General features: G+C 35.6%; 24 protein-coding genes. All 24 read left to right on the top strand.

The genetic code is table 11. The features are described from left to right. The first annotated feature begins 340 nt into the window (after positions 1–340). The 24 genes from LT143_RS09655 (at position 341) to secA (ending at position 23,677) form a co-directional block, all read left to right on the top strand. Positions 341–1,492, top strand: a complete 1,152-nt coding sequence (locus LT143_RS09655) for a sensor histidine kinase (protein ID WP_246942766.1) — start codon at positions 341–343, stop codon at positions 1,490–1,492. A 26-nt stretch (positions 1,493–1,518) separates the two neighbouring features. Beyond that, positions 1,519–2,199 (top strand): response regulator, encoded by a 681-nt coding sequence (locus tag LT143_RS09650; protein ID WP_246942764.1) that lies wholly within the window; start codon positions 1,519–1,521, stop codon positions 2,197–2,199. Positions 2,200–2,481: 282 nt separating this feature from the next. Next, the gene (locus LT143_RS09645) at positions 2,482–3,324 is read left to right on the top strand and encodes a DegV family protein (protein WP_246942762.1); all 843 of its coding nucleotides are present in this window, start codon (positions 2,482–2,484) and stop codon (positions 3,322–3,324) included. A 42-nt stretch (positions 3,325–3,366) separates the two neighbouring features. Continuing rightward, on the top strand, positions 3,367–4,830 hold the full coding sequence (locus tag LT143_RS09640; RefSeq protein ID WP_246942760.1) for an ATP-dependent helicase ComFA: 1,464 nt from the start codon (positions 3,367–3,369) through the stop codon (positions 4,828–4,830). Next, the gene (locus LT143_RS09635) at positions 4,827–5,510 is read left to right on the top strand and encodes a ComF family protein (RefSeq protein ID WP_246942758.1); all 684 of its coding nucleotides are present in this window, start codon (positions 4,827–4,829) and stop codon (positions 5,508–5,510) included. Before LT143_RS09640 ends, LT143_RS09635 begins: the two co-directional genes overlap by 4 nt. 85 nt (positions 5,511–5,595) lie before the next feature. Next, a complete protein-coding gene (locus tag LT143_RS09630; protein ID WP_246942755.1) occupies positions 5,596–5,994 on the top strand; it encodes a TIGR03826 family flagellar region protein in 399 nt (132 codons plus the stop codon). Positions 5,995–6,076: 82 nt separating this feature from the next. After that, positions 6,077–6,340: a flagellar biosynthesis anti-sigma factor FlgM gene (gene flgM / locus LT143_RS09625; protein ID WP_246942753.1), complete on the top strand. Its 264-nt coding sequence runs from the start codon at positions 6,077–6,079 to the stop codon at positions 6,338–6,340. 64 nt (positions 6,341–6,404) lie between these two features. Continuing rightward, a complete protein-coding gene (locus LT143_RS09620) occupies positions 6,405–6,899 on the top strand; it encodes a flagellar protein FlgN (protein WP_246942751.1) in 495 nt (164 codons plus the stop codon). Between the two features lie 17 nt (positions 6,900–6,916). Next, positions 6,917–8,464, top strand: a complete 1,548-nt coding sequence (flgK, locus tag LT143_RS09615; RefSeq protein WP_246942748.1) for a flagellar hook-associated protein FlgK — start codon at positions 6,917–6,919, stop codon at positions 8,462–8,464. A gap of 14 nt (positions 8,465–8,478) precedes the next feature. Further along, positions 8,479–9,390: a flagellar hook-associated protein FlgL gene (gene flgL, locus LT143_RS09610; protein ID WP_246942746.1), complete on the top strand. Its 912-nt coding sequence runs from the start codon at positions 8,479–8,481 to the stop codon at positions 9,388–9,390. Between the two features lie 66 nt (positions 9,391–9,456). Beyond that, entirely contained in the window at positions 9,457–10,008 is a 552-nt protein-coding gene (locus LT143_RS09605) for a DUF6470 family protein (RefSeq protein ID WP_246942744.1), read from the top strand. Positions 10,009–10,060: 52 nt separating this feature from the next. Then, on the top strand, positions 10,061–10,495 hold the full coding sequence (fliW, locus tag LT143_RS09600) for a flagellar assembly protein FliW (RefSeq protein ID WP_246942868.1): 435 nt from the start codon (positions 10,061–10,063) through the stop codon (positions 10,493–10,495). Positions 10,496–10,506: 11 nt separating this feature from the next. Beyond that, entirely contained in the window at positions 10,507–10,740 is a 234-nt protein-coding gene (gene csrA, locus LT143_RS09595; protein WP_246942742.1) for a carbon storage regulator CsrA, read from the top strand. 252 nt (positions 10,741–10,992) lie between these two features. After that, entirely contained in the window at positions 10,993–11,805 is an 813-nt protein-coding gene (locus LT143_RS09590; protein WP_246942740.1) for a flagellin N-terminal helical domain-containing protein, read from the top strand. 88 nt (positions 11,806–11,893) lie between these two features. Continuing rightward, positions 11,894–13,819, top strand: coding sequence for a tetratricopeptide repeat-containing glycosyltransferase family 2 protein (locus LT143_RS09585; protein WP_246942738.1), 1,926 nt, complete (start codon positions 11,894–11,896; stop codon positions 13,817–13,819). Positions 13,820–14,052: 233 nt separating this feature from the next. Beyond that, positions 14,053–14,412 (top strand): flagellar protein FlaG, encoded by a 360-nt coding sequence (gene flaG / locus LT143_RS09580; RefSeq protein WP_246942736.1) that lies wholly within the window; start codon positions 14,053–14,055, stop codon positions 14,410–14,412. 17 nt (positions 14,413–14,429) lie between these two features. Then, a complete protein-coding gene (locus LT143_RS09575) occupies positions 14,430–15,902 on the top strand; it encodes a flagellar hook-associated protein 2 (RefSeq protein WP_272495753.1) in 1,473 nt (490 codons plus the stop codon). 23 nt (positions 15,903–15,925) lie between these two features. Then, a complete protein-coding gene (gene fliS, locus LT143_RS09570; protein ID WP_246942735.1) occupies positions 15,926–16,327 on the top strand; it encodes a flagellar export chaperone FliS in 402 nt (133 codons plus the stop codon). Next, entirely contained in the window at positions 16,327–16,680 is a 354-nt protein-coding gene (gene fliT / locus LT143_RS09565) for a flagellar protein FliT (protein WP_246942733.1), read from the top strand. Before fliS ends, fliT begins: the two co-directional genes overlap by 1 nt. A gap of 171 nt (positions 16,681–16,851) precedes the next feature. Beyond that, the gene (cspD, locus tag LT143_RS09560; RefSeq protein ID WP_246942731.1) at positions 16,852–17,049 is read left to right on the top strand and encodes a cold-shock protein CspD; all 198 of its coding nucleotides are present in this window, start codon (positions 16,852–16,854) and stop codon (positions 17,047–17,049) included. A gap of 297 nt (positions 17,050–17,346) precedes the next feature. Beyond that, positions 17,347–18,408: a class I SAM-dependent methyltransferase gene (locus LT143_RS09555; protein ID WP_246942729.1), complete on the top strand. Its 1,062-nt coding sequence runs from the start codon at positions 17,347–17,349 to the stop codon at positions 18,406–18,408. A gap of 9 nt (positions 18,409–18,417) precedes the next feature. Further along, a complete protein-coding gene (locus tag LT143_RS09550; RefSeq protein ID WP_246942728.1) occupies positions 18,418–20,310 on the top strand; it encodes a glycosyltransferase family 4 protein in 1,893 nt (630 codons plus the stop codon). A 165-nt stretch (positions 20,311–20,475) separates the two neighbouring features. Beyond that, positions 20,476–21,018, top strand: a complete 543-nt coding sequence (hpf, locus tag LT143_RS09545) for a ribosome hibernation-promoting factor, HPF/YfiA family (protein WP_246942726.1) — start codon at positions 20,476–20,478, stop codon at positions 21,016–21,018. 151 nt (positions 21,019–21,169) lie between these two features. Then, on the top strand, positions 21,170–23,677 hold the full coding sequence (gene secA, locus LT143_RS09540) for a preprotein translocase subunit SecA (RefSeq protein ID WP_246942724.1): 2,508 nt from the start codon (positions 21,170–21,172) through the stop codon (positions 23,675–23,677). The last annotated feature ends 31 nt before the right edge of the window (positions 23,678–23,708 follow it).

Raw genomic sequence — 23,708 nt, 5'->3', positions numbered from 1 at the left:
CTCCCTTAAATTAGCGAGGTTAACCGATATATTTGTATTAGGAAATCCCCCACATTAGAACATACTCTTCCTATTATAATTCGACAACATAATTCGTTCAATTATTTATTTTTCCCATAAAAAGATATTAAAAATAAGCCTTTTATTAGTACTACAGAAAAATAATAAAGAATAGAGAAGAAATTTAGGTAAAAATACAAAATTATTTAATTAATATTACAATTATATTTTATTGGTCATCCTTAGCTCTTTTGTCCTATAATAGAAGTAACAATAAATGGGTACGAAGTTGCTAGAAATACGGTGATGGTTTTTGTACTGTTAATTTGGGGGAATTCAAATGCCTGCGAAGAAGAAGCCAAAACTAGATAGTAAGATGTTAGATCAGATTTTAGAGAAAATGGTGGAAACCGTTGAGATTAGTAAAGATGAGATTTTTCGTATTGGAGAGCAGTCTCGCCAGGAATTTGAATCTTTATCTCAGGAGTTAAAGTCGCTTAGAGTCCAGGTCCTTTCTATTATTGATGAAGGGGACAAGCTAGAGATTCATGCGAAGTATGCAAGGAAAAGACTTTCTGATGTTAGTAAGCATTTTAAAAGCTATACAGAAGAAGAAATTCGTGACGCCTATGAAAAAGCACATAACCTACAAATGGAGCTTACCGTTATTCGTTCAAAGGAAAAGCAACTCAGGGACCGTCGGGATGAAATTGAAAGACGTCTTATTGGACTAACTGAAACGATTGAACGAGCAGATGCATTAGTAGGTCAGATTTCGGTTGTACTTAATTACTTGGATAGTGATTTGCGAGCATTTGGCGATATGGTAGAAGATGCGAAACAAAAGCAGGATTATGGATTAAAGATTATTGAGGCGCAAGAAGAAGAACGCAAACGCTTATCTCGTGAGATTCATGACGGACCAGCTCAAATGCTTGCTAATGTAATGATGAGATCGGATTTGATTGATAAGATATACCGCGAGCGTGGTGGGGATGAAGCCATCCTTGAGATTAAAAACCTGAGATCAATGGTTAGAAACGCGCTGTATGAGGTTAGACGGATCATATATGATCTTAGGCCAATGGCATTAGATGACCTAGGGTTAATTCCAACCCTCAAAAAATACCTAGATACGATCGAAGACTATAATAAGAAGGCTGAAATTCGATTTGTTCATCTAGGGATTGAAAAAAGGCTTTCATCTAAGTTAGAAGTGGCATTATTCCGTTTAATCCAAGAATCTGTTCAAAATGCCTGTAAGCATGCAGAAGCATCAGAAATTACGGTTAAACTAGAAATTAAACCAGAACAAATAATAGTAGTTGTCAAAGATAATGGAAAAGGATTTAATATAGAAGAGAAGAAGGAAAAGTCTTTTGGATTAATCGGAATGAGAGAAAGAATAGATATACTAGAGGGACAGCTCTCAATTGATTCTAAGCTTAATGCTGGAACCACCATTATGATGAAGATTCCGTTAAATGCTTAGTTGATTAGCTGTGGGAGGCGAAATTTTTGGAGAAGACAAGAATCATAATTATTGATGATCATCAGTTATTCCGTGAAGGAGTAAAAAGAATCTTGGATTTTGAAACAAATTTTGAGGTAGTGGCAGAAGGTGACGATGGTTCTCAAGCAGTAGGTCTTGTTGAGGCACACCAACCAGATGTCGTCATTATGGACATCAATATGCCAACTCTAAATGGAGTGGAAGCGACAGGGCAGTTAATTGATCAATATCCAGATACAAAGGTAATTATATTATCCATACATGATGATGAAAACTATGTAACTCACGCTTTAAAAACGGGAGCTAGGGGTTATTTACTAAAAGAAATGGACTCAGAGCAGCTAGTTGAGGCAGTAAAAGTGGTTGCTGATGGTGGTTCTTATTTACACCCTAAGGTTACTCATAATTTGGTCAAGGAATACCGCCGTCTTGCTACAAGTAATGCTGGAACCATTAAGAAGGAAGTTGAAGTGAGAAGACCGCTTCATTTATTAACTCGCCGTGAGTGTGAGGTATTACAGCTTCTAGCGGATGGGAAGAGTAACCGTAATATTGGTGAGATTTTGTTTATTAGTGAAAAAACGGTTAAGAACCATGTAAGTAATATACTTACGAAGATGAATGTAAACGACCGTACTCAAGCTGTTGTTGTATCGATTAAAAATGGCTGGGTTGAGGTAAGATAGGAATGAAAGGATAATCTGGGGAAACCTTGGTTATCTTTTTTGTTTTTGTTAAATAATAGTTTTTAGAGATGGTGAGAAGTTAATTTTTGTCAGGGACATACGGACCTTATCCTTATTGAATCATGGTTGATGTTTAATTAAACGTTTGTTTAACTGGTAGCTCTATTTTATTATTCTAAAATTCTTTATAACAGAATATGATAAATATACATGTCCACATATGACAAATATCATGGTATGATAGGTATCATGGTAAAACTTCTCAGTAAGGAAGGTAAAAAAATGAAAACAGCTGTAGTGACGGATAGTACTGCCTACATACCGAAGGAATTACGTGAAAAATGGAATATACATATGCTTCCTTTAAATGTGGTGTTCGGAAACGAATCTTATCAAGAGGAAGTAGAGATTTCAACAGAAGATTTTTATAAAAGAGTAAGTGGTGGAGGAGATCTACCTAAAACCTCACAACCAGCCATTGGGTTATGTGTGGACTTGTTCAGCGAACTGGCTAAAGATTACGATGCTGTCATTAGTATTCATCTATCAAGTGGAATTAGCGGGACGTTCCAAGGGGCTGTAGCTGCAGGTAACATGGTAGAAGGTATAAAGCTATTTGCTTACGACTCAGAGATTAGTGCGATGCCACAAGGGTTCTATGTTTTAGAAGCAGCAAGGCTTGCTGAAGAGGGCAAAGGACCTGAAGAGATTATTGCTAGACTGGACGAGATGAAGCGATCAATGAGAGCTTACTTCATGGTCGATGATCTTTCTCATCTTCAACGTGGAGGCCGCTTAAGTAGTGCTCAAGCTTTCGTTGGGAGTCTATTACAAGTAAAACCTGTGTTACATTTTGAAGATAAGAAGATTGTCCCTTTTGAAAAAATTCGTACTCGTAAAAAAGCAATAAAGCGTATTTTTGAGCTTTTTGATGAAGAGGCAAAGAGTGGGCAACCTATTAAGGCAACAGTCATTCATGCGAATCGCATAGATGAAGCCTATGAGCTTAAGAGTGAATTAGAAGGAAAATACCCGAATGCTGAAGTAACAACTAGTAACTTTGGGCCGGTGATTGGAACGCATCTTGGTGAAGGTGCGATTGGATTAGGCTGGTATAAAGAATAGAGGCTCCTTAATTGGAGCCCTTTTTAAGATAAAGGAGGAAATATGCTATTCGAAGTAATAAATAATAAATTAGTTCCGTCGAAACATGGTTCACGCATTAGTGAACATACAATTCTTGAACAACCTCTGAATACCTCTTTTAACTTCTCTTATGATCTCCAGCAGTTTCTCCAAGGAAGACTACTACTTATTGATGGAATTCCCTTTCCTATTGAAGTAATTCAAGAGCATTTTGAACAAGGTTATGTAAAGTATCATTATGGCGTTAACAAAGTAAAAGGACTAATTACTTGTAAAAGATGTGGTACCCAGAATTTATTTGCTAGTTTTGATTGTGCTAGGTGTAAAATGAACTGTACTTACTGTCGCAAATGTATTGCGATGGGAAGGGTGAGTGAGTGTACGCCTTTGGTTAGTTGGGAGGGTCCAGTTAGTAATTTTGTATATGAAAATTCACTAGAATGGGATGGGCAATTGTCAAAAGCACAGGCTGCTGCTTCGTTTGAAATGGTTGAAACGGTTACTAAACATTCGGATTTATTGATTTGGGCAGTATGTGGAGCCGGCAAGACTGAAGTTCTATTTGAAGGTATTGAAGCTGCTTTAAGGACTGGAAAATATATTTGCTTAGCTACACCAAGAACCGATGTTGTGATTGAACTGGCTCCAAGAATAAAAAAGGCTTTTCCTGAAGTTGAGATTCAAACCTTATATGGCGGTAGTCAAGATCCTCGAACATTAGCACCGGTTACAATTGCCACCACCCACCAATTACTTCGATTTTATAAAGCGTTTGACGTCATCATTGTGGATGAAGTAGATGCTTTCCCCTATTCCTTTGATGCCATGCTCCAGCGCGCTGTTCAGCAGGCGAAGAAAGAACATTCCTCCACTATATATTTAACTGCAACCCCCACTCCTAATTGGAAAAGGAAGATTGAGAAGAAGCAAATACAAGCTGTAACTATACCGGCTCGCTTTCACGGACATCCGTTACCAGTGCCAGAGCTCGCCTGGATTGGAAATTGGAAGAAGTACATCAATAATAAGAAGCTTCCCCCGATTTTAGAGGACTGGCTCGTAAAGAAGCTGCGAAATAACCGGCAAGCCTTTCTATTTATCCCTTCGATTGATTTGCTTGAAAAGATTCTTCCCTTGGTCAAAGAGGTTTCTGAAAAAATTGAGGGGGTTCATTCACGGGACCCACTACGGAAAGAAAAAGTGTCAAGCTTTCGAGCTGGTCATATACCGATATTGCTCACGACGACGATATTAGAGCGGGGAGTGACCGTTCCTAGCACGGAAGTTGCTGTACTTGGAGCAGACGATCCAGTGTTTACCGAAAGTGCTCTCGTGCAAATCGCGGGAAGGGTAGGTAGAAGTGCTGCTGATCCTACAGGTGAAATCTTATTTTTTCATTTTGGAAAAACAAAAGCGATGCTTGATGCAAAGAAACAATTAGAGAGCATGAATAAAGCCGCTTTGAAAAAGGGGATGTTAAAGTGAGTCAATGCTTGATGTGCCATGAGAAGGTTTCTACTATTGGTTGGAAAGCAGTCTTGATGGTGGAAGAACCATTGCTTTGCTTTCAGTGTAGTCGAGAGCTGGTGAAAATAAATGGGGCGATTTGCCAGGGGTGTGGAAGGCCAGGAGAATTCGAGCCATTATGTAAAGACTGTTTACGGTGGAGCATGGATCCGTGTTGGAAGGAAAATGAGATGATTAACCGTTCTATTTATCAATATAATGAGGGGATCAAGACAATCTTTAATCAATTTAAATTTCGTGGAGATTTTGAGCTTGGTAAGGTATTTTCAAAAGAGATAAGAGAATTTTTTATAAAAGAGTTTACTTCTGTATCAATGATTAGCTTTATCCCCTTAAGTGAGGAAAGACTATATGAAAGAGGGTTTAATCAAGCAGAGATTTTAGCTAAACATATCCCCCGGAAAATAGAGCCTACCTTACTAAAGAAAAATGAAACCAAACAAAGTAAAAAAACTAGACAAGAACGATTAACAGGAGACAATCCTTTTCAACTACGATTAAACGTAAATATAACCGCTCAACATATTCTTCTAATCGATGACATCTATACCACTGGAACAACCATCCGTCACGCAGCGAAACTCCTCCTTGAAAATGGTGCCTCCAAGGTATCCTCACTAACCCTCATCAGAAGCTAAACATTCCCAAACATTTGCACTTTAACTATGACGAACTTTGTCGATATAATAAGTAGCATAGAAGATAAAGGAATGGTGTTAATTTATGGGAGAATTAGCGAATTGCCCAAAATGTGATAAATTGTTTGTAGCTACACCTGCTCAGGATGTCTGTCCTACTTGTTATAAAGAAGAACAACAACTTTTTGAAACTGTATATAACTATATTCGTAAAAAAGAAAACCGAATGGCTACGCTTCCGGAGGTAGCAGAAGCAACCGATGTAGAAGAAACGCTTGTCATTAAGTGGATAAGAACTGGGAAATTAAAGCTGGCTCAGTTTCCGAACTTAGGATATCCATGTGAGAAATGTAAAACTCTGATAAGACAAGGGAAAATCTGCGATCAGTGTGCAAAAGGTCTACAACAAGATTTGAAGCATTTACAGGAAGAGGAAGATCGTCTAAAAAAAGAGAAGACTTCAACATTCTTGAGAAAATTTTAAGGTAATAATGTAAACTTTTTTCCTTTTCATCCGATACTATAGGTAAGAAGCTCTTATCGGAGTGTGAAGGAGTGCGTAACAAATGAAGATAAATAATATTAATTCATTAAATGTAAATCCATATAAAAAGAATCTTAATAAGGTTCAAAGCAGTGGAAAAGCTGCGGATAGAACAGATAAAGTAGAAATTTCTTCAGCTGCTAAAGAAATGCAGGTAACTTCTAAGGTTGCAACGGAGCGTCTTGATAAAGTTCAGGCATTAAAGCAACAAATTGAAGCCGGAACATATCAAGTAGATGCTGAAGCAGTAGCAAAAAGCGTCATTCAATATTTTTCAAAAAACTAAGATGTTTATGTAGGATTTGGGCCGACTCAAGTCCTTCATTTTTGTTATAGAGAGGTGAGTGGAAATGCACACTGAGAAGTTGATTGAAACGTTAAACAAGCTTTTAGCTCTTCACCAAAGCCTATATAAGCTAGGAACAGCTAAAACTGAAATCATTAAGAAGGGTGACATTGAAGCTCTCTCTTCTATTCTTAAGGATGAAAATAAACATGTGATGGCGATTAGTAAGTTAGAGGAAGAGCGGAAGGGGATTGTCGCTCGGTTATTGAGTGGACATGCTCTAACAGGTGATGAACCTACACTATCAGATGTAATCAACATCTTATCTCCGCAAGAAGCTGAAAAGTTAGATGTTATTAAAAATGAGCTTACCACTCAACTTGAGAAACTAAAAGCTTTAAATGCACTAAACCAAGAACTAGTGTATTCTTCACTTCAATTCGTTAATTATTCACTAGATCTACTAATGCCAAGGCCACAAAATGTAAACTACAATAAACCAGTCAATAAAGGTCAAGTAGAACACGTTAAGCGTTCTGTGTTTGACTCGAAAGCATAGAATCGGAGGAAAGAGGAATGCGATCTACATTTCATGGATTAGAAACAGCAAGAAGAGGAATGGTTACCCAGCAGTCCGCTTTATATGTGACGGGTCATAATATCTCGAATGCTAATACACCGGGTTACTCTAGACAAGTGGTTAACTTTCAGCAAACAGAAGCTTATCCTGCTGCTTCGGTTAATCGTCCGATGATGCCAGGTACACTAGGAACTGGGGTGGAAGCTGGTTCAATTGCCAGAGTACGTGAGCAGTTTTTAGATATTCAGTATCGTGGCGAAAATATGAAAAATGGTTATTACAGCTCAAAGAGTGAAGCTTTATATAAAATGGAACAGATTATGAATGAACCATCAGATGATGGGCTCGCAAACACGATGAATCGTTTTTGGAATTCACTTCAAGATCTAGCAACTAACCCTGAAGATGATGGGGCACGCCTTGTAGTTGCTCAACGTGGACAAGCAGTGGCTGATACTTTTAACTATTTATCTACTACTCTATCAACTATTAAATACGATCTAAAATCTGAGATTGATGTCACCACGAATTCTGTCAACACGCTACTAACACAAATTAATAGCTTAAATAAACAAATCTCAGAAATTGAACCTCATGGTTATTTACCGAATGATTTATATGACCAAAGAGACAGTTTAGTTGATCAATTATCCAACCTTGTCAACGTTAGAGTCACAAAGGAAAAGCCAGCAAACTACGGGAACGCTTTAGCAATTGCTGAAGGAACTTATAAAATTGAACTGATGGACCGTACGAATACGACATCTTATGGTACGTTAGTTGATGGAACCAATTTTACTGTCAACCCAGTGGGAGTGACTTATGCCACTGAAACGGTAAATGGTAACAGCGTAGAATATATTAGTGGTGTTACTATTCAAGGTGGAACAACTGTAACAAGCTATGACTTCTTCGGAAAGCTTAATGGACTTGTTGAATCATTCGGATATAAAAATGCAAATGGTGAAGTTACAGGGTCATACATGAGAATGTTGAATGATTTAGATAAGCTAGCCAATGCTTTTGCTAAAGAGTTTAATAGTGTTCATGAGAGTGGAAAACAATACAATAGCAATTTAAATGCACCATCCTTTTTCAATGATATTACTTCTGCAAAAACAATAAAGATGAACCCGGCTATCTTTACTAACCCAGCATTAATTGCTGCTGCAAAACAGGACAATAGTGCAGGAGATGGATCTAATGCTCTAGAGCTTGCAGCGGTTATGAGTAAAGAAGTGAGCACGTTCGCAGATCAAGCTTCCGTAACTGGCATAACTGGGAATCTCAATTCATTCTACGAAGGAATGATTGGAGCCATGGCGGTTGAAGCACAAGAATCCAAGCGATTAAAGCTTAATTCTGAAGTATTAATTACGACAGTTGATAATAATCGTCAATCAGTTACTGGAGTATCCATTGATGAAGAAATGACAAACATGATTAAATTCCAGCATGCCTACAATGCATCTGCAAGAAATATTACAATTATAGATGAAATGCTAGATAAAATTATCAACGGTCTTGGAACTGGTGGAAGGTAAGAGGTGAATAGCTAATGCGTATAACCCAAGGTATCTTAACAAATAGTATGCTTCGTAACTTAAATCAAAGCTTTAACAGACTTGATGCTATTCAAAACCAGTTAGCAACTGGTAAGAAAATTACCAAGCCATCTGATGATCCGGTTGTGGCGATGAGAGGTATTAGCTTCCGTGGGGACCTTAATAATATTGAGCAGTATCAACGTAATATAGCGGAGGTTAATAACTTTCTAGATAGTACAGATGTGGCGTTGGATCAAGCGACTAGTGCTTTGCAGAGAATAAGAGAGTTGACTGTTAATGCAAGTAATGGTGTTTATACAAATGATGAAAGAAAAAGCATAGCTGCCGAAATTAATCAGTTACGCGAACAGTTAATTGATGTTGGAAATTCAAAGGTTGCTGGTAAATATATTTTTAACGGGACGTCTACAACGAGTCCGCCATTAGATAAAACCAATCCAAACAATCCAGCTGCAAATATTAATACTAATCCATTATCTATTGAGGTGTTTGATGGAGTTCAGTTACAAGTAAATGCTAACGCTCAAGGATTATTTGGGGACAATAGTGCAACGGGTGGTACTAATTTATTCGGTGATATTTCAGCACTTATTGATGACTTGAATAATGCAGCCGGTACTCCTGGAAATTCAATTGATAGTTACCTTGCTAAACTAGATGCCAATATTAACAATATCGTATCGACTAGAGCAGATGTAGGGGCTAGAAAAAATCGAGTTGAACTAATGGAAGAGCGATTGATGACTCAAGAAGTTTTCTCAACTCGAATACTGTCAGATAATGAAGATGCTGATTTAGAAAGAGTTATTACGGATCTAACAACACAAGAAAGTGTACATCGTGCAGCACTTGGAGTGGGAGCCAGAATTGTCCAACCTTCATTATTAGATTTTTTAAGATAAATCTATATGGCTATCTTTCTTCAAAGAAAGATAGCCATTTTCAAATACATAAGGAGACTGATTGGTATGGATATTCCGCAAATTAGGATAGAATCCACAAAAGCCAGATTAGGTATTAAAACACATCATGCCCAAGTAACGATTGAACAACCTAAAGCTGATGTATCTATAGAACAACCTCGGCCCAAGTTAAATATTTCTTCTAGCCCGAGTAAATTGACCATTAATCAAACAAAAGCCAGAGAAGATGTTGATTTGAAAAGTATTTTTAAGCGAACAGAAGAAGCAGCTCAGCGTGGTAAACAAGATTTTCTTGAAGGAATAGCAAGGAGAGCCTCTGAAGGAGATCAATTAATGCAAATCGAGCATAAGAGAAATCCAATCTCTTCGATTGCTAAGCAAAATAGTACAAAAGAGTACCAATTCAATATAGGTTGGATTCCGTCTCATGGAAGTGTCAACATTGACTATACTCCTAAAAAAGTTACTATACAATTTGACACACAAAAACCAATTATTGAGGTACAGCCGAACAAACCAATATTGACATATGCTCCAGGAAAAGTGGAGTATATGATGGAGAGCTATCCGAGCCTACAGATTGATTTTGTTAAATAGTAAGATTTAGGATAAACTAGAAAAAATATCATGTAACGAGGTTGTGATGAAACTGAGAATAAAGACCAAATACCATGGTGAACTGGAAATTGATGAAAAAGAAATCATTCGTTTTGAAAATGGAATTCCAGGTTTCAATGAAGAAAAGGAATTTATTATTCTTCCTTATAGTGAAGAATCTGTCTTTTTCATTCTTCAGTCCGCAGTGTCAGTGGAACTTGCTTTTGTTATCGCAGATCCATTTGTGTTTTTCAAAGAGTATGATTTTACACTAGAAGATCAAGTTACGGATGTACTTGAGTTAACAACAGAGAAGAATGTAGGTGTATATGTCATATTAACTCTACATGAGCCTTTTCAAAAGACAACTGCCAATTTACAAGCGCCTGTTATTGTTAATGTTGAAAGAAAACTCGGTAAACAAGTTATTCTTACTGGTACGGAATATACGACTAAGCATTCTATCTTTGAGCCAGTAGCTAAATAGGAGGTGGAGACTTGCTTGTATTAACGAGAAAAGTAAAGGAATCTATTCAAATAGGGAACGATATTGAAATTACGATTTTGGCTATTAGCGGTGATCAGATTAAAATTGGAATAAATGCACCGAAGGATGTTGAGATTCATCGTAAAGAAGTATATCTGTCTATCCAAAATGAGAATAATCAAGCGATTCAATCTCCACTAGATGTTATGAAGATGTTGAATGAAAAGTGGATAAAATCTAAATAAATGCTTTACCAGACACTCAATTTTGTCTGGTTTTTTTGTGGGTATTCATAAGTATTGTTGATATATAAGGGTTTAGATATGCCTTAGATAAAAATAAAAAAAAACTAAAAAACTATTAAATATTTTTGTAACCTGTCGATATATAGTATGTAAGGCAAACAGCTACTAAAGGCGGCCGACTTTAGAAACTGTTTAACTATAAAACTATATTCCACAAGGATGTGGAATCCAAATTCAAGGAGGAAATTAACAATGAGAATTAATCACAATATTGCAGCTCTTAACACACACCGTCAATTAAATAGCGCAGCTAACGCTCAATCTAAGTCTATGGAGAAATTATCTTCAGGTTTACGTATTAATCGTGCAGGTGATGATGCAGCTGGTTTAGCAATCTCCGAAAAAATGCGTGGACAAATTCGTGGATTAGATATGGCTAGTAAAAACTCTCAAGATGGTATCTCTATGATCCAAACAGCAGAAGGTGCTCTTAATGAAACTCATGCAATTTTACAACGTATGCGTGAACTTGCTGTGCAGGCTGGTAATGATACTAACAATACAAACGACCGTACTGCATTAAAAGCAGAAGTTGATCAGTTAAATGCAGAAATTACTAGAATTTCCGATACAACTGAATTTAACACTAAGAAGTTATTAGACGGAACTTTATCTGCAACTCTTCAAATCGGTGCTAACAATGGTCAAGTTATTAACGTTGCAATTGGATCAGATTTAGATGCAACAGGTCTTGGTGTCAATGGTATTTCAATCGATACAACTGCTAACGTTAGTACAGCGATTGTATCAATTGATGCAGCAATCCAAAAAATCTCAGATGTACGTTCAAATCTTGGGGCTTACCAAAATCGCTTAGAGCATACTATTAACAACCTAGGTACAGCAAGTGAAAACTTAACTGCTGCTGAATCTCGTATCCGTGACGTAGATATGGCGAAAGAAATGATGACACAAACAAAGAACTCTATTCTTTCTCAAGCAGCTCAATCTATGCTTGCTCAAGCTAACCAACAACCTCAAGGTGTATTACAACTACTACGTTAATAATAAATAGTAAGATTTTTAGAAGTATCGTGCATTATAATTAATGCACGATATTTTTTGCATTTTTTATATGAAGGTGGTAGTTAAATTGAATCGTTTTGTTTCGCTTTGTATGATTGTTAAGGATGAAGAGAGTGTTCTTAAACGTTGTTTGTCATCAGTTGTACATCTTGTTGATGAAATAGTAATTGTAGATACAGGTTCAAAGGATCAAACAAAAGAGGTTGCATTGGAGTTCACTTCTAACCTATTTGAGTTTAAATGGGTAGATGATTTCTCAGCTGCACGTAATTACGCAGCGTCAAAAGCTACTGGAGAATGGATCTTGGTTCTAGATGCTGACGAATATATTGATGAAAATAATTTAAAAGCTTTTTTAAAAGAGGTTAGAGATGATAACGGTAAATACGATACATATAGTGCGAAGATAATAAATTTCACTGGAAACTCAGGTGAGAAATTAATTCAAAATTTTCATGCTCGTTTTTATAAAAACAATGGTTTAATTAAATATAATCGTAAAATCCATGAACAACTAACCCACTGTAATGGTGACTCAATTAAAATTAAAAATTCAAGCTTGTTAATCTTTCATTCAGGATATCTTGACCGGACAGTAAATGAAAAGGACAAGCATAAAAGAAATAATAAACTTTTAACTGAAGAGATGGGTGAAGGTAATAATTTGGCTTTCGAAAAGTTTAACTTTGGCAATGAGTCCTATTCAATGGGAGATTATGATACTGCATTAGAAAATTATGTAACAGCTTATAAGCTAAACTCTAATCCTCAAATTTCTTGGGTTTCAGTTACTCTAGTCCAAATTATTATATGTTTAATAAATTTAAAAAGATATAATGATGCATTAAATGTTATAAGAGATGCCGAAAGTATCTATCCTAACTCACCAGATTTACCATACCTAAAAGGTGAAATATTTTTTCAGAAAGGTCAGGTAGATGACTCTAGAAATACGTTTTTACAAATTGTAAACAATCTAGAACATTATAATCACGTACTCGTTAGGCCAGACTTTAAAGATCAAATTCCTCACACTAGATTGGGGGAAATATATTTTTATGAAGAGAATTTTCAGAATGCAATATATCACTATACTAGCGTGCTAAATGTAAATAAATATAATGCTGATGCTATAGGAAGGGTAATTTATATTTTAAACAAATTTCATTCCCCTGATGAAATTAACAGTTTTTTAAAAACAAAAGAATTAATCTCCAATAAAAATATTGAGGAGTATATAAAAGTAAGTTTTTATTTGGGTAACCCTGATTTGGCGTTATCCTTATTAGAAAATAAGATTAATGATAATCAACTATTATATAGAGTTGGATTAATTAAGAAAATTTGTATTTACTCAGAAGCAAACATACAAGAAATTAATAAAATAAATGAAATTTTGGATTATCAAGTTTTTCGAAAGCTTATTTCGCAAAATTTGTTGAATTATATAGATATCTTCTTATTAGAACAAGTTCTTCTTGATAACCTTAAAATTACTGAGATTGTTAACAGCTTTAATGAAGATCCAAACTTTAGAGGATTATTGGAAATGTTAGATGAAGAATCGATTGATAAAAAAATTGATGCAAACTTGTATGTGTTTGCTTTGCAAACATTCCTTAATTATAGTAAAACGTCTTTCGTTAGTAAGTTGTTGAATAAGCTAGAATGTATCGAGGATAATGGAATACCTAAAGTAGCAGCTCTATTATTTTCTAATGGTTACAAGATAGAGGCCATAAAACTCTATGAGAAAGTTGATTGGGGGTTATTAGATGTCCAAGATTTCTTAAATATTATTAGTGTTGTTCAAACGAATAGAATCGCTGACTCAGTTGATATCGCTAGCTATGCTATCTCAGTTTTTGATCAAGATTTTAGGCTATATAAAATAATTTTAGAGAATACACCAGATGCAAATCTATTTAGTAATACACTTAAAAGAGCTAGAGAGATTTTTTCTGATAGTGAATACTTAAATAACTTACCTTAGTAATAAATATTAATTTATGCAAAAAATTAAGAATTGACCTTGTTTGAAAACGAGGTCTTTTTTGTTCTATTTAAACTAGTATATAATTGGTAATTAACTTTTCCTAAAAGAGAAACTTTTAGAGAAATATAAATTCAGGAGAGGTTTTCTGAAAAATATACTAAAAAATTAATCTAATTGTGCCGATAATAGGGATAGAATTTGATAAGTTATGGGGTGTAGGAGGAATTAATATGTCTATAGATCATTTATCTTCTAACAAATTGCCTATAAAACCGTCAGAGTTTATAAAGATAGGCCCACCACAAACATTTTTACCAGCGGAAGCGCAGAGCGCAGTGGGCGGTTACCCACAAGAAATACAAATAACCAAGGATAAGTTAACGGAAGTCATTAAAGGTATGAACCAATTCCTTCAACCAAGCCAAACGTCTCTAAAATTTGAACTGCATGAAGGATTAAAAGAATATCATGTAAGCATAGTAGATGACGTAACAAAAGAGGTTGTACGTGAGATTCCCTCTAAAAAACTGTTAGATGTGTACGCCGCCATGACTGAATTTTTAGGACTAGTCGTAGATAAAAAAATATAAGATTAGAGGTGATCGACTTGAGAATAGGTGGACTCGCAAGTGGCATGGATATAGATAGCCTAGTTAGTGAGCTTATGAAGGTTGAACGAATTCCACTAGATAAAATTAAGCAAAAAAAACAGACGATGGAGTGGCAAAGAGATAGTTACCGAGAAATGAATACTTTATTAAAGGAACTAGATACCTTCATTTTTGACGGAGTTAGTCTCCAAAGCAACTTAACAAAAAAAAGCGTTACTAGTTCAAATGAATTGTCAGTAACAGCTTCTGCAAATGCTAGTGCTTCTAATATTAGCACCAATATAGAAGTTAAAGCCCTAGCAAAAGCTGCATCATGGGTTTCTAATGGTACAGAAGATTTTGTCCCTGGAGCTAGAAATATAAGTGTGAGTGTTGTAAATGGCGACGGTTCTACAAATAGTAATATAATAATTCCTATTCTTTCTACAGATAATTTAAGTGATGTATTAAAAAAAATAAATGAGGAGAAAAAGCTTGGTATCACTGTGTTTCACGATCCTCAAACGGATAAAGTAGTAGTTACGAAAAATGAGACTGGATCAGCTTCATCTCTTTCTCTTGACGATGCAGATACAGTGACTTTTTTTCAGCAATTGGGATTTACAAATATGTCTGGACCAGGAGAACTTACACCTAAAACAGTAGGGACAGATGCTACATTTATTATAAATGGTTTAGAGTCGTCTCGAACAACTAATACATTTACAATAAATAATGTAAATTATACCTTAAAGCAGCCAACATCTATAGGAAACCCAGTTACAATTTCAATATCCAATGACACAGAGGCTATACTTAAAAATATTGTAGATTTTGTTGGTAAATATAATGACATTATTAGTAAGGTTAACGGTAAAATTTCTGAATCTAAGTTTCGAAGTTATCAACCGCTTACTGATGAGCAAAAAGATTCTTTATCTGATAAGCAGATTGAACAGTGGGAACAAAAAGCAAAGAGTGGCTTAATTAGAAATGATTCCATTCTATCTAGTGGTTTGAATGCAATGAGATTGGGGGTCTTTAACAAAGTTGAAGGTATTGCAGGTTTCTCCCAGTTAGCTGAGATTGGCATTACAACTTCTAGGAACTACCTAGAAAATGGTAAGCTCTTAATTGATGAAACCAAACTCAGATCAGCAATTAATTCAGACCCCGATGCAATCTATCAGATGTTTAACAATGCGGGGACCACCTATGAAACAACTGGTATTGCAAAAAGACTAAGGGATTCAATTAAGCAGACAATAACTAAAGTTGAAGAAAAAGCTGGTAACCCATTAAGGACTAATTCGCAATTCTCCATTGGGCGTACTCTTACTACCATAGATAGTCAAATTAATCGATTTGAGGATCGTTTAACAACAGTGGAAGATCGTTATTGGAGACAATTCACTGCTATGGAAAAAGCAGTACAACGTTCAAATCAACAATCGGCTTTCTTACTGAATGCATTTAATAGTGGGGTATAATAATTATTAAGGAGTGAATATTAATGGCTCTAACAAATCCATATCAATCCTATCAACAAAATGCAGTAAACACAGCTTCTCCAGGAGAGCTTACACTGATGTTATATAATGGTTGTTTAAAATTCATTAATCTTGCAAGAATTGGAATTGAGGATCGAAATATTGAATTAAAGAATACTAATTTATTAAAAGCACAAAATATTGTTCAAGAGCTGATGGTTACTTTAAATATGGATTTAGCTGTCTCACAACAATTTATGTCTATGTATGACTATATAAACCGTCGTTTAATCGATGCCAATATTAAGAATGACCTTGATGCAATAAAAGAGGTAGAGGGTTATTTAATTGAATTTCGCGACACTTGGAAACAAGTTATTCAAATAAATCGCCAAAAGCAATACACAGGAACTGGTAGGGTTTAATGAATCTAATCCAAGAAATCTATGATCTGACTAATAGATTATATCAATTGGTTTCATCTACAAAAAAAAATGATAATCAACGTGATGTTGTAATCGAGCAAATTGAGGAGCTACTTAGCGAACGTCAATTATTACTTGAAGATCTAGATGGATTTTTTTCGGCTAAGGACCATCAAATAGGCAAAGAAATTGTAAACATGAATAAAATTATAGACGAAAAATTGGATTATCTAAAGTCTCTTATTCAGTCGGATCTGATTAATATTAAAAGACAAAAAGTATCCAACGAAAAATATATAAATCCTTATAAAAATCTATCTACGGATGGCACTTTTTTCGACAAAAAAAAATAATTACCAAGAACCCTGTAGACACTAGACTACAGGGTTTTTCAATGTTCTTAATTTTGTCGAATTTCCCCACAAAACCACGACAAGTTAAATTTGACTAAACTGGGTAAAATTCGGTATATTCGAAGTGTGGACATGGTTCACATTATATGATTTGAAGGGAATGTTGTATCAATGCAAGGTAAAGTAAAATGGTTTAACGCAGAAAAAGGTTTTGGATTCATCGAGCGCGAAGACGGAGACGATGTATTCGTTCATTTCTCAGCAATCCAAACTGATGGATTCAAGACTTTAGAAGAAGGTCAAGCTGTTGAATTCGAAATCGTTGAAGGAAACCGTGGACCACAAGCTTCTAACGTAACTAAGCTTTAATCTCTAATTACAATAGACGTCTACTAATGTAGAACAGCTTTCTATAGAGCATAGTAATAGAGTAATAAAAAAGTACTCCATCTTTTTAGGTGGAGTACTTTTTTTTGAAGTCGGAACTAAAAAGGGAAAGTTTAATAGTCCTAATGGGTTTGTCATGTTATCTCAATTTTATAAATACTACCTAATTAAAGAGTGATAACATTCATGAATTTTAATAACAAATTTGGATTGTTTCATTTAAAATAAGATATGATAAAGAAAGAATAGAATAAAAATGGGGTGCAATAAATGTCATATTTGGAACAAAATGAACAGGAAATTAACGCGGGGGAAAGGATATATCCTAAAGCTTTTAATGAAGCTGCTCCTGATCATAAAGAGAGATATCAACTGGCTTTAAATTACATAAAAAATGGGGACTCAATACTGGACGTGGCTACTGGGGTTGGATATGGTGCTTATTATATGAGTGTCAACACCGCATGTGAAAGAGTCGTAGGAGTAGATATAAATGATCATGCACTAGAATGGGCTAAAAAATATTTTTCTTCCGAGAAGGTCACTTTTATTAGAGAAGATCTACTCACTAATTTTTCTATAAACTTACCAGTAGAAAAATTTGATGTTATCACTTGTTTTGAAACCATTGAACATATTAATCAGGACATGGAATTTATTAATAGATTATTTTCATTATTAAAGCCGGGTGGAATACTTCTGATTTCATCCCCAAACGAGGATGTAATTCCTTGTTTAGACAATCCATTCTATGAAGGAGGTAAAAATCCTCACCATTATAAACACTATACTCCAATAGAGCTTAGGAATTTATTAAAAAAGAATGGATTTAACATTCTTGAATCCTTTACTCAATGCCCAAATAACATAGTAAAAGGTGAAGATGGTTTTGTAATCATTTATGCTTGTTCTAATAATCAAGTGCAGGAAAATAAACTAAATTCACTGGATAAGGCAATATTAAAGTTAAATACATTGAAAATGAGAAGAACATTTTCCTTTCTATCTAATTATGAATCACAAAGCATTGATATTACTTCAATAGATATAAGGTTAAATGAATTACTTGAAAATAATATGTATTTAGTTGAAGCTTATGAGCAAATTAATAACAAAAATTATGAGGAAAGTATTAGAGTCTTAGAAGAAATAGATAAATCGTTATGTCCTGAAAGTTATTTCTGGATGGGATTACTCTATCAGGTTGAAGGTAACCTTTATCAAGCAATAAAGACATACTCTGTTTTGCTCCATAATAGAAATCGAATTAACCAAGTCATTATTGAACATGCCGAAGAGAGAATGATAGCTGCATATAACGAATTAATAAAAAATAATTAGGTGAAATAAATGGAAATTAACATAGAACATCGGCTAAGAGAAAATTCAATAGAAAGAATGTTTTCTATTATAAGTAGAGTTGATAAAAGTAAAAATGCTAAAGAGTTTGACAATATAAGTTATATTAATACACCGAAAAATGTAAGAAGATTACGTATTGCTTATTTAATGAATCATAGTAGAGTGTGTGGAGGAGTAAAGATTTTATTAGAGCATACAGACGCACTTTCTAAAAATGGACATGAAGTTTTTATTCTAAGTAGGGATCCAAAACCTGAATGGAAAGAGATAAAAGCAAATTATATTCATATTTCTCCACATACTAGCTTTCTAGAGAATCTACCTGAAGTTGATGTTATAGTCTGTACTGTAGCAGATCAAATGCCAGAAGTATTTTTGTCGCAGAAAGCACCGTGTATTTTATTTGAACAAGGTGATGTTTATATATACGAGTATGATTCACTGGAAGAATCCAGAAAGGAATTTTATAGAAAAATTTGGTCATTACCTGTTCCTATAGTGGCAGTATCTAAAGCATTGAAGGATAAATTACAACAAAATTTCAATAGAAATAGTTATATATTACATAATGCTTTAGATAGGCAGTGCTTTTTTTCAAGTGACCCTGTTCATAATTATAATAGTGAACCTGTTAATATTTTATTTGTAGGGCAAGAAGATAATCATTTTAAAGGTATAAAAATCATAAGGGAAGCACTGAGAATAGTAAGAAATACGGGCAGAGATTTTAATGAGATTTGGGTTACTCAAAATACTCCTAATTCAGACTTTAACGGTACACTAGTGGTCAATCCATCTCAGAGAGAATTAGGCAATGTATATCGTAATTGCGATATTTTTGTTTCTGGATCCTTTTATGAATCGTTTCCATTGCCCCCATTAGAAGCCATGACCTGCGGTTGTGCAGTAATTTCCACAGACAACTTAGGAATCAAAGAGTATGGAGTTGATGGTTATAATTGTCTATTAGGAAGTATAGGTGATCCTCAAAGTATTGCAACTAAAATAATAAAATTATTAGATAATCAAGAATTAAGAAAAGAACTCGTCTTAAATGGGTATAAAACTGCTGAAAAATATAGTTGGGAGAAAGTAATAAGTATTTGGGAAGACTATTTATTTGGAGCGATAAGTTACTGGAACAAATCCTATGTTAATCGGTCTAGCTCATTAGAAGTAATTACACTACCAGCAACTCTCAATTATTATGAAGCCCAGGAAAGAATAGATGAATCAAGGAGAAATATGAAAAGTGAATGGATTTTCTTTTTAATTGAGGGTGAAGTATTCAATAAGGAATCACAAGAATGCCTAAACAGGGTTATTAATACTAGTTTATTTAATCAGTATAAAATCAATGTTATTTATCCGGATGTTATATCAGGCCATTCAATAGTCTTGAAAGAAAATAGAGTTTTTAAAAAAGGACAAACTGAAATTGATGATAGTGTGTATTGCTTACCACTAGAAATAAACCACGGTTCTGAACCTTATTTTCAGAGCAGATGGTTAAGTGAAGTTAAGTTGAATTATATTAATAGTAAATTCGATAATTGCATTCACCTTATAAAGCATCAATTTCAGAGTTTAAGTAGTAAAGAGCAATTGGTAGCAACAAAGTGGTTATTGCTAACTTTAATCGAACTCGATAAATATGAAGATATAATTAAGATATGTAACCAATCTATAGAACAGGATATTACTTATAGTGATATCCTATACCTATTTGCTAGGGTTTGTATAAACCTTAATCAAGTCGATATAGCCAGGAGCTTACTAATAACCGCAAAAAGAATTGGCTCTGCCACTCATTATCCAGAATGTTTTATTAATATGTCAGGTTTATGTGATATGTATTTAAGTGTGTTAGATAGGAAATAATTAACTAAGTTGAGCATAAATAAATGGATAATTGTCATGAAACCCCTTTTCCTCACATAAACATAATTCACAAAAAATTCAAATATTTCAGATGTTTAAGAAGGACTTGTCTAGGGTATTGTAGAATTATGTAAGCATAGCTTGTACAAAGGAGGAGTTTCATATATGAAATTTAACATTCGTGGTGAAAACATTGAGGTAACTCCAGCATTACGTGAGTTTGTTGAGCAAAAGGTTGGGAAGTTGGATCGCTATTTTGAGGATGGACTTAACGCTAATGTCAATGTGAACCTAAAAGTTTACAATAACAAGCAAAAGATAGAGGTTACAATTCCGATGACGCAGTTAACATTGCGTGCTGAGGAGTCGCATGATGATTTATACGCGGCGATTGATTTAGTAACCGATAAATTAGAACGTCAAATTCGAAAGCATAAGACAAGGGTCAATCGTAAGTTACGTGACGCAGGATCTCCAAAGTTCATGTTCACGAATGGCGTGGAACCTAGGAATTTTGAGGATGACGAAGAGGAAGAAGTGGTTCGTACGAAACGCTTTAACCTGAAGCCGATGGATAGTGAAGAAGCCATTTTACAGATGAATATGCTTGGTCACAACTTCTTCGTTTATACGAATGCCTCTACGAATAACACTAATGTTGTGTATAAACGTAGCGATGGAAAATACGGAATTATTGAACCAAGTTAACTAGTCATGCAGCCGCTTTATCGGCTGCTTTTATCTTTTCCTGTAAGTATTGGCATCCGTTCTCAGTTAATGGTAATATTAAAAGTGGATACATATAGATAAGTAGCATCTTTAACCTTTATGGGAATAAAGAAAAGAGGAGCGTTTTTCGATGCTTGGAATGTTAAAAAAGGTGTTTGATGGAAATCAACGTCAGATCAATAAATATCAAAAGATAGCCGATCAAGTTGAGGCGCTTGGTCCTGATCTACATAAAGCTTCAGACGAAGAACTACGTTTAAAGACAGCTGAATTTAAAGGGAGACTCGAAGCGGGTGAGTCAGTTGATGAGATTTTACCTGAAGCATTCGCAGTTGTTCGTGAAGCGGCGACTCGTGTATTAGGCATGCGTCCATTCCCTGTTCAAATCATGGGGGCTGTTGCTTTACATGAGGGTAATATTGCAGAGATGAAAACAGGGGAAGGGAAGACGTTAACGTCTACTATGCCTGTTTACTTAAATGCCATTTCTGGAAAAGGTGTTCACATTGTAACGGTTAACGAATACCTAGCGACTCGTGACGCGACGGAGATGGGTAAGCTTTATGAGTTTTTAGGATTATCTGTGGGGTTAAACTTAAACGGATTAACTCGTGAGCAAAAGATTGAAGAGTATGCAAAAGATATTACATATAGCACAAACAATGAATTAGGCTTTGACTATTTACGTGATAACATGGTTCTTTATAAAGAGCAGATGGTACAGCGTCCACTTCATTTTGCAGTCATTGACGAGGTCGACTCAATTTTGATTGATGAAGCACGTACTCCGTTAATTATTTCTGGATCTGCACGTAAGTCTACGGGGCTTTATTTACAAGCAAATGGGTTTGTTCGTACGTTAAAGGTAGAAGAGGACTATACGTATGACGTGAAGACGAAGGCTGTTCAGCTGACTGAAGAAGGGATTACAAAGGCTGAGAAAGTTTTCAACATTGAGAACCTGTTTGATCTTCAAAACGTAACAATTTTACATCATATTAACCAGAGCTTAAAGGCACATGCGAGTATGCACCGTGATACGGATTATGTGGTGCAGGATGATGAAGTGGTAATCGTAGATTCGTTCACTGGTCGTTTAATGAAGGGGCGTCGTTATAGCGATGGTCTTCACCAGGCGATCGAGGCAAAAGAAGGACTGGAGATTCAAAATGAAAGTATGACGCTTGCTACGATTACGTTCCAGAACTATTTCCGTATGTATGAAAAGCTTTCTGGTATGACTGGTACCGCGAAGACGGAGGAAGAGGAGTTCCGCAATATTTACAATATGAGTGTTGTGGCGATACCGACAAACTTACCGATTGCTCGTGATGACAGACCAGATTTGATTTTCAAAACAATAGATGGAAAGTTCCGTGCAGTGGTCGAGCAGATTGCCGAATTCCACCAAAAAGGACAACCAGTTCTTGTAGGTACGGTTGCCGTTGAAACGTCTGAATTAATTGCTAAGTACTTAGCGAAAAAAGGAATTAAACATAATGTCTTAAACGCGAAAAACCATGAGCGTGAAGCAGAAATCATTGCGGATGCTGGTCAGCGTGGGGCCGTGACGATTGCGACAAACATGGCTGGTCGTGGTACGGATATTAAGCTTGGTGAAGGTGTAAAAGAGATCGGTGGACTTGCAGTTGTGGGTACAGAGCGTCATGAGAGTAGACGTATTGATAACCAGCTTCGTGGACGTTCTGGTCGTCAAGGGGATCCAGGTGTGACGCAGTTCTATTTATCCATGGAAGATGACTTAATGCGCCGCTTTGGCTCGGATAACATGAGAGCTATGATGGATCGTCTTGGTATGGATGATTCACAGCCGATTGAAAGTAAGATTGTTTCTCGTGCGGTAGAATCTGCGCAAAAGCGTGTTGAGGGTAATAACTTTGATGCACGTAAACAGCTTTTACAGTATGACGATGTGTTACGTCAGCAACGTGAAGTTATTTATGGTCAACGTTATGACGTACTAGCTTCTGAAAACCTTCGTGAAGTCGTAGAAGGGATGATTAAATCTACGATTGATCGTACTGTAGAGGCACATTGTCCTGGTAACGAAGAGCAAGAGGAATGGAATCTTAAAGCTATCGTTGATTTCACAGAGGCTAACCTTTTATCAGAAGGAGATCTTTCTGAGAGCGAACTTCTTGGCAAGGTAGCAGAAGAGATTTCTGAACTTATTTATGAAAAGGTGAAGGCTCGTTATGATGAAAAGGAATCACAGCTTGAGCCAGAACAAATGCGTGAGTTTGAAAAAGTTATCGTACTTCGCGCGGTAGATAGTAAGTGGATGGATCATATTGACGCGATGGATCAGCTTCGTCAAGGTATCCATTTACGTGCATATGGTCAAATTGATCCACTTCGTGAATACCAAATGGAAGGCTTCGCAATGTTTGAAGCCATGATTGCTGCGATCGAAGAGGACGTTGCGAAGTATGTGATGAAGGCACAAATTCGCAATAACTTAGAGCGTCAAGAAGTAGCTAAGGGTCAAGCGGTCATTCCAAATTCTGAAGGTGAAAAGCCGAAGAAGAAGCCGGTTGTGAAAGATGTTCAAATCGGCCGTAATGATCCTTGCTATTGCGGAAGTGGTAAGAAATATAAGCAGTGCTGCGGTCAGTAGCATATTAATAAATAGTACATTTAAAAAGCTT

The sequence above is a fragment of the Bacillus pinisoli genome (genome assembly GCF_023036475.1).
Lineage (GTDB): Bacteria > Bacillota > Bacilli > Bacillales > SA4 > Bacillus_BS > Bacillus_BS pinisoli.
The sequence above is the reverse complement of the archived record's forward strand: the minus strand, read 5'-3'. Positions and strand labels throughout refer to the sequence as shown.